At 63.9% G+C, this 15,757-nt stretch carries 13 protein-coding genes; 8 read left to right on the top strand and 5 right to left on the bottom strand.

Features of this window, described 5'->3' with window-relative positions:
• The 4 genes from NFW30_RS12545 to NFW30_RS12560 all read left to right on the top strand — a co-directional run.
• On the top strand, positions 1 to 957 hold a 957-nt coding region (locus tag NFW30_RS12545), incomplete at its 5' end, for a hypothetical protein (RefSeq protein ID WP_295372209.1).
• Positions 958 to 1,120: 163 nt separating this feature from the next.
• The gene (locus NFW30_RS12550) at positions 1,121 to 1,312 is read left to right on the top strand and encodes a hypothetical protein (protein ID WP_295354216.1); all 192 of its coding nucleotides are present in this window, start codon (positions 1,121 to 1,123) and stop codon (positions 1,310 to 1,312) included.
• A gap of 224 nt (positions 1,313 to 1,536) precedes the next feature.
• Entirely contained in the window at positions 1,537 to 1,806 is a 270-nt protein-coding gene (locus NFW30_RS12555) for a hypothetical protein (protein WP_295354219.1), read from the top strand.
• The gene (locus NFW30_RS12560) at positions 1,799 to 3,559 is read left to right on the top strand and encodes a hypothetical protein (RefSeq protein WP_295354222.1); all 1,761 of its coding nucleotides are present in this window, start codon (positions 1,799 to 1,801) and stop codon (positions 3,557 to 3,559) included. Before NFW30_RS12555 ends, NFW30_RS12560 begins: the two co-directional genes overlap by 8 nt.
• Here NFW30_RS12560 and NFW30_RS12565 read toward each other — a convergent pair.
• The 5 genes from NFW30_RS12565 to NFW30_RS12585 all read right to left on the bottom strand — a co-directional run bounded on the left by NFW30_RS12565 (position 3,556) and on the right by NFW30_RS12585 (position 13,655).
• The gene (locus NFW30_RS12565) at positions 3,556 to 3,924 is read right to left on the bottom strand and encodes a hypothetical protein (RefSeq protein WP_295354225.1); all 369 of its coding nucleotides are present in this window, start codon (positions 3,922 to 3,924) and stop codon (positions 3,556 to 3,558) included. The two genes, NFW30_RS12560 and NFW30_RS12565, sit on opposite strands and share 4 nt — an antisense overlap.
• Positions 3,925 to 3,979: 55 nt before the next feature.
• Positions 3,980 to 6,697 carry a phospholipase D-like domain-containing anti-phage protein gene (locus NFW30_RS12570; RefSeq protein WP_295354227.1) on the bottom strand — a complete coding sequence of 906 codons (2,718 nt, stop codon included), beginning with the start codon at positions 6,695 to 6,697 and terminating at the stop codon, positions 3,980 to 3,982.
• A 66-nt stretch (positions 6,698 to 6,763) separates the two neighbouring features.
• Positions 6,764 to 10,183, bottom strand: coding sequence for a DUF1156 domain-containing protein (locus NFW30_RS12575; RefSeq protein WP_295354230.1), 3,420 nt, complete (start codon positions 10,181 to 10,183; stop codon positions 6,764 to 6,766).
• A complete protein-coding gene (locus NFW30_RS12580; RefSeq protein WP_295354233.1) occupies positions 10,180 to 10,842 on the bottom strand; it encodes a DUF3780 domain-containing protein in 663 nt (220 codons plus the stop codon). The genes NFW30_RS12575 and NFW30_RS12580 overlap by 4 nt, the downstream gene beginning before the upstream one ends.
• Before the next feature lie 5 nt (positions 10,843 to 10,847).
• A complete protein-coding gene (locus tag NFW30_RS12585) occupies positions 10,848 to 13,655 on the bottom strand; it encodes a DUF499 domain-containing protein (protein ID WP_295372212.1) in 2,808 nt (935 codons plus the stop codon).
• Between NFW30_RS12585 and NFW30_RS12590 the strand changes: the two genes are divergently transcribed.
• The 4 genes from NFW30_RS12590 to NFW30_RS12605 all read left to right on the top strand — a co-directional run bounded on the left by NFW30_RS12590 (position 13,554) and on the right by NFW30_RS12605 (position 15,727).
• The gene (locus tag NFW30_RS12590) at positions 13,554 to 13,991 is read left to right on the top strand and encodes a hypothetical protein (RefSeq protein WP_295372215.1); all 438 of its coding nucleotides are present in this window, start codon (positions 13,554 to 13,556) and stop codon (positions 13,989 to 13,991) included. The genes NFW30_RS12585 and NFW30_RS12590 overlap by 102 nt on opposite strands.
• A 572-nt stretch (positions 13,992 to 14,563) precedes the next feature.
• Positions 14,564 to 14,809, top strand: a complete 246-nt coding sequence (locus NFW30_RS12595) for a hypothetical protein (protein ID WP_295354243.1) — start codon at positions 14,564 to 14,566, stop codon at positions 14,807 to 14,809.
• Positions 14,806 to 15,240: a DUF5681 domain-containing protein gene (locus NFW30_RS12600; RefSeq protein WP_295354245.1), complete on the top strand. Its 435-nt coding sequence runs from the start codon at positions 14,806 to 14,808 to the stop codon at positions 15,238 to 15,240. Before NFW30_RS12595 ends, NFW30_RS12600 begins: the two co-directional genes overlap by 4 nt.
• A 214-nt stretch (positions 15,241 to 15,454) precedes the next feature.
• Positions 15,455 to 15,727 carry a hypothetical protein gene (locus NFW30_RS12605; protein WP_295354248.1) on the top strand — a complete coding sequence of 91 codons (273 nt, stop codon included), beginning with the start codon at positions 15,455 to 15,457 and terminating at the stop codon, positions 15,725 to 15,727.
• The last annotated feature ends 30 nt before the right edge of the window (positions 15,728 to 15,757 follow it).

Consider the following 15,757-nt stretch of genomic DNA (forward strand, 5'->3'; position numbering starts at 1 on the left):
GTACCGTTGCTGCCTGCTGGCACCTTCCTGTGGAAAGATGAATTTGAGCGGGCTTTCCTTCGTGCCTATTCTCCGCACAACCTCATCTGGATCGACGAGCGTCCGGGCGACCGAGAACTGAACTACGAGCCCTTGATTCCGAAAGAGCTGCAAGAAGCGATCTTTGAAGGATTCGGCTTCGACGCCGGAGAATATTTTGATGCCTTTCAGCAAGGACATCAGAGCAATTTTCCCCCTCCAGAACAGCCGATCAACCGCGACAATGCTCATGACGACATTCCAGCGAGCCAAGACGAGATCGACGCCGCGATTGATTTCGAGGCCGTATTTAACGAAACTCTCTTGAATGGACGATCAATCTCCTGGAGATACTGGCTGAGCTTCCCGAGATGGACAGCGCAAGAATCTTCACGGTTGCTGTGCGGCCTGGATCCCGACCGGTTCAAGAACCTCGACGACGGAAGTGATCAGACCGCCAAGGCAAGGGATCGCGCACGGAACATAGAGCGGATAGCGGAAAGGAGTGATGTTGGCAATCTAGCGCCACAAGAGTGGTGGGATTGGGCGAGAAAGCATGGCTTTCGATTCCACAAGAAATTGGGTTTGGAAATCCGCAGGCGTGGCGAGGACGTAAGGAGTGCGCAGCCGCAAGACAATGGCCACCAGAGCGAGCTATCGGCCAAGTCGCTACTGAAACTCAGCGACATTGATGCGCCGGTATCGATCGAGGTTGCAAGGAAAAACCGCCAAGAGCACGATATCACGGCCGAAAGAGGCTTCCGTCGCATCATTCTGGAACACTGGGATACTATTGAAAAACTACATGGGCCACGTGCGAAAGGCTATCAGGTACGGCGCTTTCTGTGCCGCCAACCCGGAAATAACGAAAATGAACTATCTCTCAAGACAATTCAGAACCGTCTAGCGGATCTCCGCAAGGAGAAGTTGATTCCCTGACTTGTTCCCGGGGGACTCCCGGGGACTCCCGGGGGATTCCCATTTTTCCCGACTTGCCAATTTGGCGGCAGAAAGCAATATAGTTCTATTCGCCGGCGCTGATGAGCCCCGCAGTCCCGCAGGACATCAACGCAGGCTTTCCAGAAAGAAAGGAAAGCAGCGAATGGAATCGAATGTCAGCCGCAATCAGCGGATCAAGTACGAACTGAGCACCGAGCAGTTCGCCTCCTTGAATCAAGTCAAAGCCCAGTCCGTTCGGGCTAGGCTGTGCCGCACTGGGAGCTATTTCGGCGTGGTGCCGCTCAAGCTTCTGAGCGGACGCACTGCATGGCCTGATCTGCAGGTGGCGAAGTGAAAGGCGCCCCCGACCAAACCACAATCGAGAGCGCCCGCGACAAGGCACGTTTTGTCACGCACTCGGCAGTTGACGTCCTTCTCTCCCGGCTGGACAAAGTGAAGCGTACCGGGCCCAGTACGTGGTCAGCACGCTGTTCTGCTCATGACGACCGCGGACCAAGTCTCGCGATCCGGGAACTTGATGATGGGCGCGTCCTGCTCCATTGCTTCGCAGGATGCGCTGTGCATGACGTTCTGGCCGCCGTGGATCTGGATATTTCTGATCTATTCCCTCCTCGTGCCATCGATCTCCGGGTCAAGCCGGAGCGCCGACCGTTTCCAGCGGCTGACGTGCTGCGCGCCATCGGCTTTGAGGCGCTGGTCGTCGCTGTTGCTGCGGTGGCGCTGCTGGCTGGCGAGCCGTTCACCGGGGTGGACCGCGAGCGACTGATCCTGGCCGTATCGCGAATTCAGGCAGCATTGACGGCGGCTGGAGTAACCCGTCATGGATAAGGGCGTCGAACGCGGTCAATCGTTTCTCGACAGCGTGGCAGAATCCATCCGAGGCCCGACAGCAAGCACGAGAGCACCGGCAAGAGCAAGAGACCAGACAGTCGATGAAGCGGCACTAACCGATGACGGACGAAAGTTGGCTGGCGCGCTGGCGCTGATCCCAAGGAATGCCAAGTACGACAAGCACACGGCAGAACGCGTTATTGGTTGGGGACTACGGCATTCGACTTCCGGGGTTGAGGAGGCCGACGGGGAGGCGCTGTGTGCGGGATGGGATGCGAGGACCGGCGCCGCTTCGCTGGCCGTGTTCAACGCTTCTGACCCGGACTACTGCGCCACGAGGCCGGTAACGACGGCGAGCATCTTCGATCTGGCCAGGACGCACGGATGGAAGGGCGAGCGGGAACCGACGCATGATTCTGTCGACTCTCATCGCAACGCGCCAAAGCCTAGTCCGGCGATGCTGTACGGGTTGATCGGCGATGTTGGACGGGCAGCAGCCGAAACAACGGAAGCCAACCGCTACGCTGTCGCTGCTGCGCATATCGCGTTTCTGTCGGCAGCGATAGGTCGGAACGTCTATCTCGATGTCGGGAACGTCAAACACCACGCCCGGCTATTCATGCTGCATGTCGGCCGCACTGGACGAGGCCGCAAAGGTGAGTCCTTGTCCCTGTCCAAGCGGATACGCGAGGCAATAGAACAGCGGCCCAGGGAAGGTGCCGGAAATCTCGCCGGTATCGCTGACTCATTCTGCGGGCAGATGCACGACGGCGGTTTGAGTTCGCGAGAAGGGCTAGCGGTATTGATTCACGACGGCTACATGATCGGAAAAGAAGATGTGCCGCCAATTGAAGACAAGCGGCTATGGATCATCGAGTCCGAGTTTGCCAACGTGCTGCATCAGGCCAAGCGCGAGGGCAATACCCTGAGCGCGGCGCTACGGGATTCTTGGGATGGAGTGAGCATTCGGCCAGCAACAAAAACTGCTCCCTTGTGGGCGAGCAATCCACACATTTCGCTGACCGGCAACATCACGCCATCCGAGTTGCTGGGGCTGATCGAGTCGCGTGAGTTGTCCAATGGCTTCGCCAATCGGTTCCTGATCTTCTGGGCAGAGCGTGAGCGCATCGAGCCATTCCCCCGGCCGACACCGACAACGGTGGTTGCTGACCTGGCGGAGCGCACAGAGGAAGTGATTCGCTTCGCATCGGAAGGCTACCCGGAGAACAAGGACAGTAGACCTATGGAATTGTCGGCCGACGCCAGAACGGAATATGCGCGGCTGTATCGCGGGGAATTGTCCAGTGTGGCGGACGGCGAGAAAGTCGCCGCTCTGATCGAACGGCGTGCGCCAATGCTGCTTCGGCTGGCGATGATTTTCGCGCTGACCGACTTCACTCTGACGATCGAGGTGCACCATGTGCGCGCGGCTCTGGCGTGGACGCGCTTTCACCGAGATTCTGTACGGTTCATCTTCAACGACGCGGCCGGCGAAACAGCCGCGCAAGAGTCTTCGGAGGCCGCGGCAAAGATCCTCGACTATCTGAAGCATAACGGACGAACCAGCCGGAGTGATCTGTTGACCAAGTGCTTCTCGGGCCATCTGGCGGCCAAGCGGCTTGATGAAGCGCTGGACAGACTGTTGATGGAAACCCCGCCACCCATTGAGGTGCAGGAAAGTGAGAAGGACGAGAAGAGCGGAAAGCGGACCAAGTTCTATGACCGGTGCGAAACAGGCGAAACAGGCTAGGTTGGCCGTTCGGCGAGGAGTAGTGCAAGTTCGCGAAGTTGCGAGACTGGCGAAATTGGATCCTCCGCAGCGGTCTCGCCATATTCATCGATTTCGCCAACTTCGCCAATCTCGCAAGCTTGCGAATCTGCCGGAAAGCCTGTAGATAGACCGACTTCGCCAATCTCGCCAAGTTCGCAGGCTGTCGTCGAGAATCTGGTTGAACTGGTGGACGTCGCGCCACGAGCGCGGCGGAAGTCTTCAGACAAAACGGTGGCGGCTCGATTCACTCTCTCCCTGGCGGACGCCGGTACGATGAAGGTGGCAGGCGAGAGGACCATGGTGGCGCTGTGGAGGGATTCGATCAAACAGAACAACGCCGACATCGTCGCGCTACTGCCGAACACAGCCGGCAGCAAGAAGAGACGTACCCTCGTGGCGTTACCGTGGCGCCCCCGCTGCAGCAGCAGATCTCGCATTGCCGCCCCGACGGGCCCACGAGCACTTCAGGTACTCCACCATGTCGGCGCGGTTGAGAACCTGTTCGCAACGGTTCCAGTCGGTCGCCGGCACGCTTTCGGTGTAGCGCAGGAGGAACGGATGCTGACGCGGCACGGAATCGATGCGGCTCTTGGCCTGCTCCAGCTCGCCTTCGGCCGCCAGCACCCAGACGTCTTCGAGCGTGTCCGGCAAGGTGCCGAAGACGTCGCGGATGTCCTTGAGGCGGTGCGCCAGTGCACGGTGGACATCGTCTTCGACCGAGCCGCGATAGCGCAGGTTGAGGATATCGATCACCTCCGCTTCCTGACCGATGCGCTCGATGCGTCCCTTGCGCTGCTCAAGGCGCGACGGGTTCCATGGCAGATCGATGTTGATCAAGGTCTGTAGCCGCTGCAGGTTGAGGCCTTCCGAGGCGGCGTCGGTAGCCACCAGCAGCCGGAGTTGACGGCGCTTGACCATGCCCTCGATGTCCGTCCGTTCTGCCCGCTGTACCTCGTCGCCGCGGAGCACGTAGGTGTGGCCGAGGCCGGCATAGACGCCGACGGGGACTGCGCGGAAGGTGTCGGCGATTTGCGTGGCCAACCACCACACGGTGTCGTAATACTGGCTGAACAGGATACAGCCGCGCTCGGCCCACCCTTTGTCGCGCAGGTAGTGGACGGCCGCCAGCAGTTTCGGATCGCTGTTGCCGACCGCGCGCATGCGATCGATCGCCCGCCGCAACACGTCGTAAGCGCTGGCATCGGCTTGCAGTGCGGTTTCGTCCGGGGCCGTGGCCTCGCCGGGTTCCGCGTCTTCCTCCGCGAACAGGTCTCCTTCCGGCACGGTCGGTTGCAACAGCTTTTCCGCGGTCGAGAGGCCTGCCACCAACGAACTGCCGATGCGTCGCAACAGCAGCGTCTTGAACAACCCCGCGCCGCGCCTGGACCGCGCGAGCCGCTGGCAGAACTCGCGGGCGTCCTGGTACGCCGCCGCCATGCTGTCCGGCATCTCCAGTGCGTCGTCTTCGGTCTCGCCATGCAGGCGGATGCCGATCTCCGGGAAATACGAAGTGCCATCCGGCGCCTTCAGATCCTTGCGCCGCCGCTTGATGGTGTGGCGAACGAAGGGATTGTGGTGGCGGATCAAAGTCTCGGCGTCGAAGGTGATCTGGCTGCGCAGGGCCGATGAGAAGCCGTCGATCGCCGGTACCGTTGCGCCCGTCATAGCCTCCGCCGCCCCGAGCTCATCTCGGATGCGGCTAGCCGTCCGGTGTTCGCCACGCGGGATCAGCGGATCGCGCAGCCAGGCCCAGCATGTCGCCGGCGTTTCCGGGATTGGTGCCCGGCCGGCAACCATGTCCATCGCATCGTCGCGCGACCGCCACGGGCTGCCATAGCCGCCCAGCACCCGCCCGCAACCGCCATTCAAGATGCGCATCAGGTCGTAGAGTTCTGCGCGATCGGTCTGTATCGGTGTCGCTGTACCGAGCAGCAGCGTCTCGGTGCGCTCGGCAATCCGCAACATGAAATCGAGCAGGTTGTTCGGCCCGCGGTCGTTGCCAAGACCGCCCGACTGCCGCGCCCGATGCGCCTCATCAAGCACGATGCAGCCGTAGCGCAGGGCCGTCAGCGGCTCCGCCGCGGGCGAGCGCGCGGTGATCAGGCTCGTCGGGAAAATGCCGATCCGCCGTGGACAGGCGTCCGCCGCGGCGGGCCAGACGGCGCCGTCCTCGGTGATCCAGCGCCCGCGATCCCAGCGCGCCGATGGCGCCGCCAGCATGTTGCGCAACTCATCCTGCCATTGTTGCAGCAGGTTTTTCGGCGCGAGGATCAGCACCGGCTTTTCCGAAGTCAGCGCCACATATTGCGCCGCCATGCCAAGCTGCAGCGTCTTGCCGAGACCGACGTCGTCGGCGAGCAGGTAGCGGGCCTGGCCAAAGGCGCCGATCTCGCGCGCCACCTGCGAGACGAACGCTTGCTGATGCGGCGCGAGGCCCGCTCCCTGTCTGGCGATCGGTGCTTCGATGAACGGCGCCGGCTCCTTGCCCGCGGGCGTCCAGCGGGAAACCGCGACGACGTTGCGCGACAGGATGCGCTCGACGTCCTCGACGATCGCGTCCGACAGCCTGCGCGCGTCACGGTGGTTCCACAGCGCCGCGAACTCCTCCTCGACCCACGCGACGGCGTCCGGCGCATCGTCCTCCCACACGAGTTCGTAATGCTGCGTCCACGCCTCGGCGGTTTCGTTGATCGAGCCGAGAAAACTGGTCCTGCGGCCATCGGCATAGGCGATCACGCCGGCCTTGCCGTGGATCAGGCCGAAGGCGGCGTTCGGCAGCACCCGAACCTCGACCCGGCCGGCGCGCAGCAGCTCCCGCAGCCGCTCGTAGCGCGGCCGTTGCGGCTCGGTCATGTACTCTGGCTTGGCGTCGCACCATTCGGTACGGATGGCACGTTCCGCGGCGCGCGCGGTGGCGATATCGGCTTCGTCCAAGCCGGAGTTGCAGACGATGCGTACGGGGCCGGCGACGGCCTCGAAGGCCTCGCCGGCGATCTCGAACACGGACGAACGAAAATAGCCGGCGATGCGATCGTAGGCGACAGCGCCGACAAGCCGGTCGTTGAGGAAGTTGCGGCCGAGCGGCTGGCGGCGGGACGAAAGCCGTTTGATCGTCATGCCCTCACGCCAACGCTCTCCCGCTTGCTGGAGAGGGTGCGAGCGACAGCGAGCGGGTGAGGGACACTAGGGCCGGTCGTTGTGGACGGCGCCGGCAAGCTGCTGCGCCACCTCTGCCTCCGCCGCGCGCTCGTCGGTGCGGACCACCGCAAGGTACTCGAGCACACCGATCAGCAGCCGCTGCCGCTTCCAGTAGTCCAGCAGGTTGCCGCGGAACCAGATCAGCGCCTCGCGCAGGTCGGATCTTTCCGCGGCCTCCCGGATGCCGTAGAGCGCATGGCGCACGATGCCGCCCGCGAAGCGGTCAAGCGCCGCATCCTCGGCGCGGTCGGCGGAGCCGGCGCGCTTCAAGTCACGGCGGCCGAACTCGGAGGCGGTCTTCAGCCGTACCTGGTTTGCGCGCGTCGTCGCCAACATGGCGCGATAGTCCTCGACGCCCAAACCGCGCGCCATCTCCTGATACGCGCCGATGCGCAGCTCGCCGGCCCGCTCCAGTTCGAGCCCTTTCAGGAAGAAGCGCTCCTCCGGACCGAGTTCGTCCCAGACGAGGCGCGACAGGCTTTCGGGGACGAGGAAATCGGAGGCGAGGCGGCGGGCGCGATCCAGCAGGCGCTCCACTTCCGAACCCTCGCCGCGTTTGCGCTCGCGAAGCGCCTCGGATGCCACCGGCTTGCCGTCGATGACGGCATAGCGGGTGAGCACCTTGAGGGCCGCCGCATAGGCGGCAAGCTGGTAATCGGCATCGCCGAAGTTCGGCTGCTCCCTGTCATCGAGCGCCCGCATGTCGGCGAGCTGCTCGCGCACCGCATCCTCGACGCGGCGTTGCAGCCGGGCGAGATAGCCGCGCTCCTCGCCCAGGCGCTTGCGCAGGACGAGCAGCACCGTGCCCTGCACGTAGTTGCCCTGCTTGGTCGCGCTTTCGGTTTCGGTGCCGATGCACCAGCCGGCGGTCACCTGCAGCCCTGCGGCCCAAAGGATCTCGGCCAAGTCCGCCCAGACGCCGACATCCTGGTGGGTGAACATCACCACCTGCAGACCGTTCGCCGGCATGTGCGCCGCCATCGCCGAATAGGCCCCGACCATCGCCTGCCGAAACGCTTTCTCCTCGCCCTTGATCGCCAGTTCGCGGCGGCTGTCCCACACCCAGTCTGGCTTCGGCGGATTGCGGCGCAGCCAGGCGAGGAAATACTCGGTGATCTCGTGATACTGAATCGCGTCGGCGTACGGCGGATCGCTGATCCAAAGGTCGCTGTTGGCGGTCATAGTGCTCGCCGTTTCGACCTGAACTTTGTTGCCACCGTGGAGCTTCACAGCGCCGAAGCCTTGAGAGATGCTCTTATGGATCGTTGAGAATGGTCTTGAACCGTAATTGAAAAATGTATTCAGCGCCTGATTATAAAATACGTGATTGACTACGTCCGCCATTCCACCGGCATTATCTTCAGTCTTCAAGCGCGTGAGCCACTGGGTCATTTTGGAAGTGTAATTCAGGCCTCGACAGAAGCCGATCGCAGCGCCCATGACGAGGGTGGGGTCGGTGAGTTTCAACATCTCCTGCCGGATCAGCGCGCCGATGAGCAGGTGGCGGGGATTGAAGAGGTGGTGCCAGTGGGTCCAGCCACGCGTGCGGATCGGCTCGTCGGTCTTCGCCCCCGGCTCGATTGGCAGATCGGGGACGAGGCCCTGCGCCTGCCATTCGGCGAGCCGGGCGTGCACGTAAGCTGTCACCTGCCGCTCCCGCTCCTCGTCCCGTTCGGTTACGCCAGCATAGAAAAACGAGCCGTCGGGCCGTGACCACTGGATGGAATAGAGCCGCTCCTGAAAGATGTCCTCCGCACGCGGCACGATGTCGTCCTTCTCCCAGCGGCGTAGGTTATTGCCGGCGGTGGGGCTGTAGCGGTTGCGGCACTGGCTGAGCCGCTCCTCATCGCGTTGGCGGCTCTCCGCATCCGGATACCGGCTCTTCAACTCGACGTCGCCGCGCAGCGCCGTGATCGGCGTCTGGTACTCGCGGCCATCAAGTGCATAGCGCAGCTCCCGCTCCTTTACCGTGCCTGCTGCCTCGGCCGCCGCAATCTGTTCGTCCGTGACGCCCGTCACCACCTCGATCTTGAAGCGCTTGGCGAGCGGATCGGGCACGAGCTTCGCCACGGTGCGGTAGTTCTTGCTGATCGCCCACGACGGCGCCATCGGCGCCAGCCAGCCGCTCTTCTTGCAGCGCGTCTCCAGGCAATAGAGATACGCCTTCGCCCGATTGGCGATACGCACCCTGACGCGCTCGCCGACGCCTGCCGTCGCTACCGCTTCCGTGGCTGGGCAATGGCCGAGCCAGAACTCGCCATCGTCGCAAAACACTGTGCCAAGCGCGGCAGCATCCCACTCCTCGTCCGAAACGCCGCTTCTCGGTCGCAGCGCATAGGCCTGCCGTAGGTCGTCCGGCACGAGGTCGAGGATCGTTTTCGTCGGCTGGTGCACCTGGAACGTCTCGACCATCGGCACCCGCCAGCCCGTCTCCGGGCAGATGACGGCGTAGGGTGGCGCTTCCGGCGGCACTGGTTGGCCCTGACGGCTGACCTTCCAGCCGTGTCGCCAGCGGGTCGGTGCGTCGATGGGAAGCCGCAGTTCCTTGTCATGGTAGCCGTCGTGCTCGAAGCCCAGGTCGACGATCTGCCGGTCCACCTCGGCGATGATCCGCGCCTGCGCTTGCGCGATCCGGCTTCTCGTCGCCGCGCTGCCGCCGACGACGTTGAGCGCTCCCCAGGTGAGCAGGCAGGCGATGGGATTGAGGTCCGAGGCATGGACGTCGCAGCCCAACCGCGCCGCCTCGAACGGGATCGAGCCGCCGCCGCAGAATGGATCGCCAACGCGCGGCACATGCCCGAACCGCCGCTCGCCCAACTGCCGCACCAGCTCGGGGAGGCCCGCCGCGTTGGTGCCGAGATGGGCGTTGACCTCTGGCCAGATGTCGTCGAGGGCGCTCTCGGGCAGCTCCTCTGGCCGGACGCAGTAGGTCAACTTTTCATCCAGGCCCATGGCGTCGAACGCTTGGCGCTCCAATTCCGTCCGCCGTTCCTTCGCCAATTTGCGTGACCAGCGGTCGCCATCGAACGCCTCGCCGTGCAGCCCGGCGGGCAGCAGTTGACGGGCGCGCGCAACGGCGATCGACTTGGCCTTGCGTCTGCGCAGCCCCTCGCAGTCCATCAGCATCAGCTTGAGGAAGATCGCACGATCGCGCGCCGGATCATCGGTCGCCGGCAACAGCAGGCCGATGACGACGGCGCGCACCAAAATCAGCGGCTTGCGCCCCTTCCAGTAGCTGCCGAGGGCGGTGAGCGTCTGCCCGGCGTTGGATTTCCGCTCCTTGTAGCTCTCCTTCGACAGCTTGGAGACCGGCAACTGGCGCTCGATGAAGCAGGCATCGGCTGCTGCTGCCTCAGCAGCTTCTGCGGCGCGGCGCGGTTCGGCGGCGGCAAACAGGTCCGTCACGCCGGCCCCTCCCAGATGCCGGAAGCATAGGCCGCCCGCTCCTCCGAAGCGCCCTTGAACAGGCTGCCCTGGTTGCTCTCCACCTTCGGCAGTCGCGAGCGAGCGCGGCGCTCGGCGGTCGTTGGCATCGTCGTCACCAACGCCGTCGGGTTTTCGGTGAGTGCGAAGCGCACCGCCTTGCGCCACCCGACATTGCGCTTGGCATGGTGGCCGGTCTGCGCCGCGGTCATGGTGTAGAGCCACCAGCGTTCTTCCGGAGCGAGCCCGCGCCAGTTCTGCACGGCGGCGTGCGCGAGGGAGGGATCCGCATCCTCGATCGCCCAGGCGAGGAGCACCAGCTCCTTGCCGAGCAGCCGGGCAATCGGGACGGGACCGGCTCTCCATCGCCCAGGCTTGATGCCGGCGCTGCGCAGGCGGCGGTTGAACTCCTCCTCCAGCGCGTCGGCGATCTTCAGCCAGCGGTCCATGTCTAGGCGGACGCGGAGGTTGGCGGCGTCCAACGCCGGGCCGACCAAGTCCTGGCTGAACACCTCATACACCATCACCTCGTCCTGCGGCGACCGCGGGACGACGACGACGAAGTGGTGCGCTTCCCGATCCTCAGCGTGGCCGAAGCCGACAGTCATCAACTTGGGCTCTGTGGCGCCGCCGTTGCGCACGCTGCTCACTGCTTCACCTCGTCCGGGCGCAGGGTTTCGCCCAGCTCCTTCGCCGCCTCGAGCAGCGCCCGGCCGGTGGCGAACTTCAGCCGCGAGATGTTGAGGTCGAGGTCTGGTTGCGGATTCTTGCCGAGTCGGTCGGCCAGTTCGGTCGCCAGCTTCTCGATGTCTTCCGCCGGCTTGGCCAGGTTCTGGCCGAAGCTGAGGTTGATCCAGTCCTCGGTTCTGTTGGGCAACGACGCATTGATCTGGGCGCCGCCGATCTCGCCGCCGAGCCGCTTCAGGATCGCCAGCACCTCGAAGGTGCGGCGGCGATCGGGGCATTTCAGCCGATGGCGCCATTCCGCCGGACGAGCCGGATCGATAACAAGGCCTTCGCCGTCGTCCTCCTCCTTCTTGGGAATGTCGACGCGCAGCAGCTCCGACCAGATGCCCGACGCTTCGGCCATCGCCAGCAACAGCTCGCGGCCGTCCGGCGCCGCGATTTCACCGTCGTAGATGCCGCCGTAGCGCGGATTGGAGCCATCGATGGTGTAGCGGATGACGCCGCGCGGGGAGGCCTTCAGCGTGACGCGCGTAGCGCCGTCCCGGTAGGCGCGCTGGTACTTCAGAGTAACGGTGTTTTGCCAGGGGCGCGGCTCGCCAGTCTCGTGCACGCCGGTCGAGTCGACGGCGAGGAACGAGACACGCATTTCGTCGGTGTCGAGGCGGCCGCCCTGCACTACTGGGGACGAGGGGCTGGCGGGCGAACCTCCCGTCTCAAAATGCACGCGGTCGCCGTGTTTGGCCGAGACCTGCAACGTCGCCATGCCGGTATCGTCGTCGCGGACAAGCTGTTGCAGCACCACGGCGGTCTTCTCGGGCGGGAATGGCCCCTTGCGGACGTAGCCGGCGCCTTCGTCCCGCCACCAATCCTTGCGCAGCGCCACGGCCTTGAGAGTTCCGTGGCCGCCCGGCGGCACCAGGTACCAATCGGCTCGGCGGGCGACCGTTTCGGTCAGGTCGCGCCACTGCATCGTCACCGCGGTGAAGATCTCCTGCTCGAACTCGTCGCGGAAGCTGTCGCTCTCCACATCGTCCCGGTACTTGCGCTCGTCCTTGAGCGTGTCGAGGATCGCCGTCTCGCCGAGGAAGGCGTTCGAGGCGAACTCCAGATTCAGGCTGCGGCTGGTGAGTGATCCGTCGAGCCCGGGGTAGTGGAGCAGGGTGAAGATCTCGCGCAACGCCGAAAGAAAGCCGCCGCGCCAGCGGTCAAGCGCAGATTTCGCCTGCTGCATCTCCGGCGTGGTGTCAGGCATGCGCTGCGCCTCAAACTCCTTGATCTGGTCTTCCGCCGCCTTCACGTAAGCGGCGTTCTCCGAGACCTTGGAGAATACTTCACCACCGCACAAGAACATCAGCCGGTTCTTGAACGTCTGGTTGTCCCAGAACGTGCGGAGGATCGGGTTGAGGCCTTGGGCATGCGGCCGGCTGATCACCAGCAACGTGTCGTCGGCGGAAATCGCACCCTGGATGTCGTCCGTCGTCGGGAAGACGAGGAGTCGCTGATAGGCGAGCCGGCCGCTGCCGGGTTGACGCTCGTTGGCCTTCCCGGGCTTGAAGACGTTGCGCAGGTAGGCTTCGACCTCCTTGCGCCGCGCGTCGTCGTTCAGCGTCTGCGCGCGGTCCTTGATCGCCGAATTGACGTTCTTGACGTCGCGGTAATACCAGCGGCCATCGGTTCGGCGGTGCAGGTACCAGCTCGCATCCTCGATCTGGGTGAGCAGGGCCGCGTTGATTCGGGACACGTCGCGGCCGGGCGCGCATAGGTACGCCGCGACTTCCTCCGGCGTCAGGCCGTGCAGCGCGTTCGGGTTCGTCGAGATAGCGAGCGACGAAAGATAGAGCAGGCGCGCCGCATCGAAGAGGGCCGGATCGCCACCGTTCCTGGCGAGCGCTTCGGCCGTCGCCGTGCCGCGGGCAGCGACGTCGCGGGCGCAGGCATTACGGAGGCCGGGGTTGATGCGATCAAGCATCGCATCAACGTCGCGGTCGTTGAAATCGACGTCGTGCGGGTGGATCAGCGCACGTTCGTGGCCCGTGTCGTCCCAGATGCCGGCGACCATCCGGCGGGCGAGGCGCAGCGTCTCCCGCGTCTGCTGAAAGCCGGGGTTCTCGCGGAACCGCGCGAACAGCTCCTGCATGCCGGGGTGGAACGGATAGGTGTCCATGATTTCCGCCGCCCAGCGCTCGTAGAGCGTTGGCATGGCAGATTGCTGGACGGCCGTGCGGTAGGCGGCGGCGTAGGCCTGCGAGACGTGAGCGATGCTTTCGCGGAGCGGGAGCCGGCTGAACAGCCGGGCGCGCAGGACGCCGTAGAGCTCAAGACCGTCCATCCGCACCGGGACGATGTCAGTAGCGACGCGATTGATCTCATTCGAGGCGTTGTCGATGGCCTGCTGAATGTGGGCGCTGCCCAGCGCCCAGACGCCGGCAAGATCGCTGATGACGAGGCAGCAGCGCGGCAGTTTGTTGCTCATGATCGCCGCCATCAGGTTGGCGAGCGCAACCGCCAGGATGTCGGCCTGCGTCGTCGAAGGACCAACGCTGCGGCCGCCGAGGGCGACGAAGAATGGCGGCATCTCGTCGAGCATGATCAGCGTGGGTTCGGCGCCGATCAGCCGCGCCCAGGTTGAGGGACCGGGCGCATCGCCGGGCGATCCTTCCCAGAGATGCTGGCGCTTCAATTGCTTCAGAAGATGGATCCAGAGGAAATCCTTCGTGTCCGTCTCGCGACCATCGAAGGCCGCCACCTGCACCGGCGCGCCATCCACCGGCAGCCCAAGCTTGGCCAGGACGCTTTGTCGCAGTTGCGGGAAGCCGGCAAGCAGGCCGGCGGCAATCATGTTGTGGGTCTTGCCACCACCCATCGCCTGCTTGAGGCGGAAGACACCCTGATCGCTGCGGCCGGACAACCGCTCAAAAACCTGCCGGAGCAGAACCTTCATGCCCTCGGTGACGTGATTCTCGGCAAAGAACGTATCTGCTTCGATGCGCCCCGCGTTGAAATCGGCGATGTTGGCAACCGTGTCCGCATTCGCTCGGTCGCGCACGCTCGGCCGGGGCTCGCAGAGGACGTGGAGAGCAATGCTTGGCGACGGCTTGGTTGACATCACTTGCCTCTGGTCTCAGAAAACCGCCCCAGGGGCGACACGGCAGAGGGGGTCGTTTCGAGCAAACCTCCGTTGCCGCTGAAGGAAAGGAGATCCAACGCTACCTCCAAGTGCTCCACGGATTGAGCGGCTCTGTCCATCACTGACAACAGTCACGATTCTGCGGAGACGCGCCAGCGGACTTGGAAAACCCCGCCAGAATCGCAGCGCGAGGATAACCATGGATCACCGCGTACGGTGGTCGACGAGGCGGCCCCCCGGTCGCTCTTTGGAAAGCATGCGCTCATGGTCTCGCCCAGCGGCAGGCGGTCAGATTCGCTGGCGGAAAGCGCCCCCGACTCATCATCTCAGGGTGTTCATGGTACGGCAGACCAACGCTTCTGTCGAGTTGGCCATGGGTCAATGGGTCAATTGGTCACCGATAGCCGCGAAAAGCGCCTCGCGATGCATGCGCCGAAATGGCCTTGGAATGGTATTCTCGTGAGCGTCACGAAATGCAAGAGGACGCGATGACCGATAGCTCTGCGACCATCGCCAATCGAGGTAGGCCACCCAAGGGCGACCAGCCGATGACCCCTGCCGAGCGCAAACGCGCGCAACGCATGCGCGACAACCGCGCGGCGATGAACGCCATCGGCGATGAGCAGAACGCGCCACTGCGGGCGCTGCTGGCGGTTCTGGGACGGGTCGAAGCGTCGGAGCCAGCCCGGCTTGCTGCACAACGCGCCTGGGCTGAAATCGGCCGGCGATATGATTTCGTGAGTGTCACGGAACAATCCGGCGCTGAAAAAACACCGTCGAGGAACAAAGGATGAACGAAACGACGAAAGCCGAAAACCTGCGCCCTGGCTGGAAGCCTGGCCAGTCCGGCAACCCGAAGGGCCGACCGAGTGGAAGTCGCAACCGCGTCACTTTGGTCGCACTGGCCGCGATGGAGGACGGCGCCGAGGCCATCGCCAGAAAGGTGGTTGACCTGGCGAAGGAGGGTGACATGAGCGCTGCACGGCTGGTGATCGAGCGGCTGGTTCCGGTGGCGAAGGAGCGCCCGATCTTCCTGGCGCTGCCGGATACGGGCTCTGCCAACGGGATCGCCGAGGCGCAGAACGCCATCCTGCAAGCCGTGGCTGCCGGCGGCCTGCTGCCGGGAGAGGCCGCGACTCTGGCCGGCATCGTCGAAGCTCGCCGCAAGGCCGTTGAGACACTTGAGCTTGAACAGCGCATCACAGCACTGGAGAGCAAGAAGTGACGGCAGCACTTGGACGAAGATTGACGAAACTCGAACAGGAAGCGAATCCTGGAACGAGCGTCGCCGATGCCATACGACAGGTGTGTGCCGACAGGCAGGCCGGTATCACGCGACCACGGCGAGAGTACGTGCCGGGCAGGAGCCGTATCGCTGACCTAATCCATGAGAGGCGCATGGCGCGGGGTGAAGCATGAGCACAGCGCTTGAACGTCGCATGTCCAAGCTGGAAGAAATCAGGGACCGCAACGACATAGGTAAAGAAGTCGACATCTCGCTCGAAAAAATGGGAACGAGTCGCGCCGAAATGCTGGCCGACTTCGGTAGCCTGAGCGCATTCCGTGACTGGCTGGCCGGGCGAATAGCGGCGGCCGACCGTCAGAACGAGGTGCAGCACACAACAACCTCGAACTATCGGCAGTGGCAAGGCGATTGCGAAATATCCGCAAAATGGGATGCCATTTTTGACCGGCACGAGGTACTGCAATGAATTCGCTTGAACGTCGAATGCTCAAGCTGG

Origin of the sequence: Accumulibacter sp., assembly GCF_023806635.1 — a bacterium.
Lineage (GTDB): Bacteria > Pseudomonadota > Gammaproteobacteria > Burkholderiales > Rhodocyclaceae > Accumulibacter.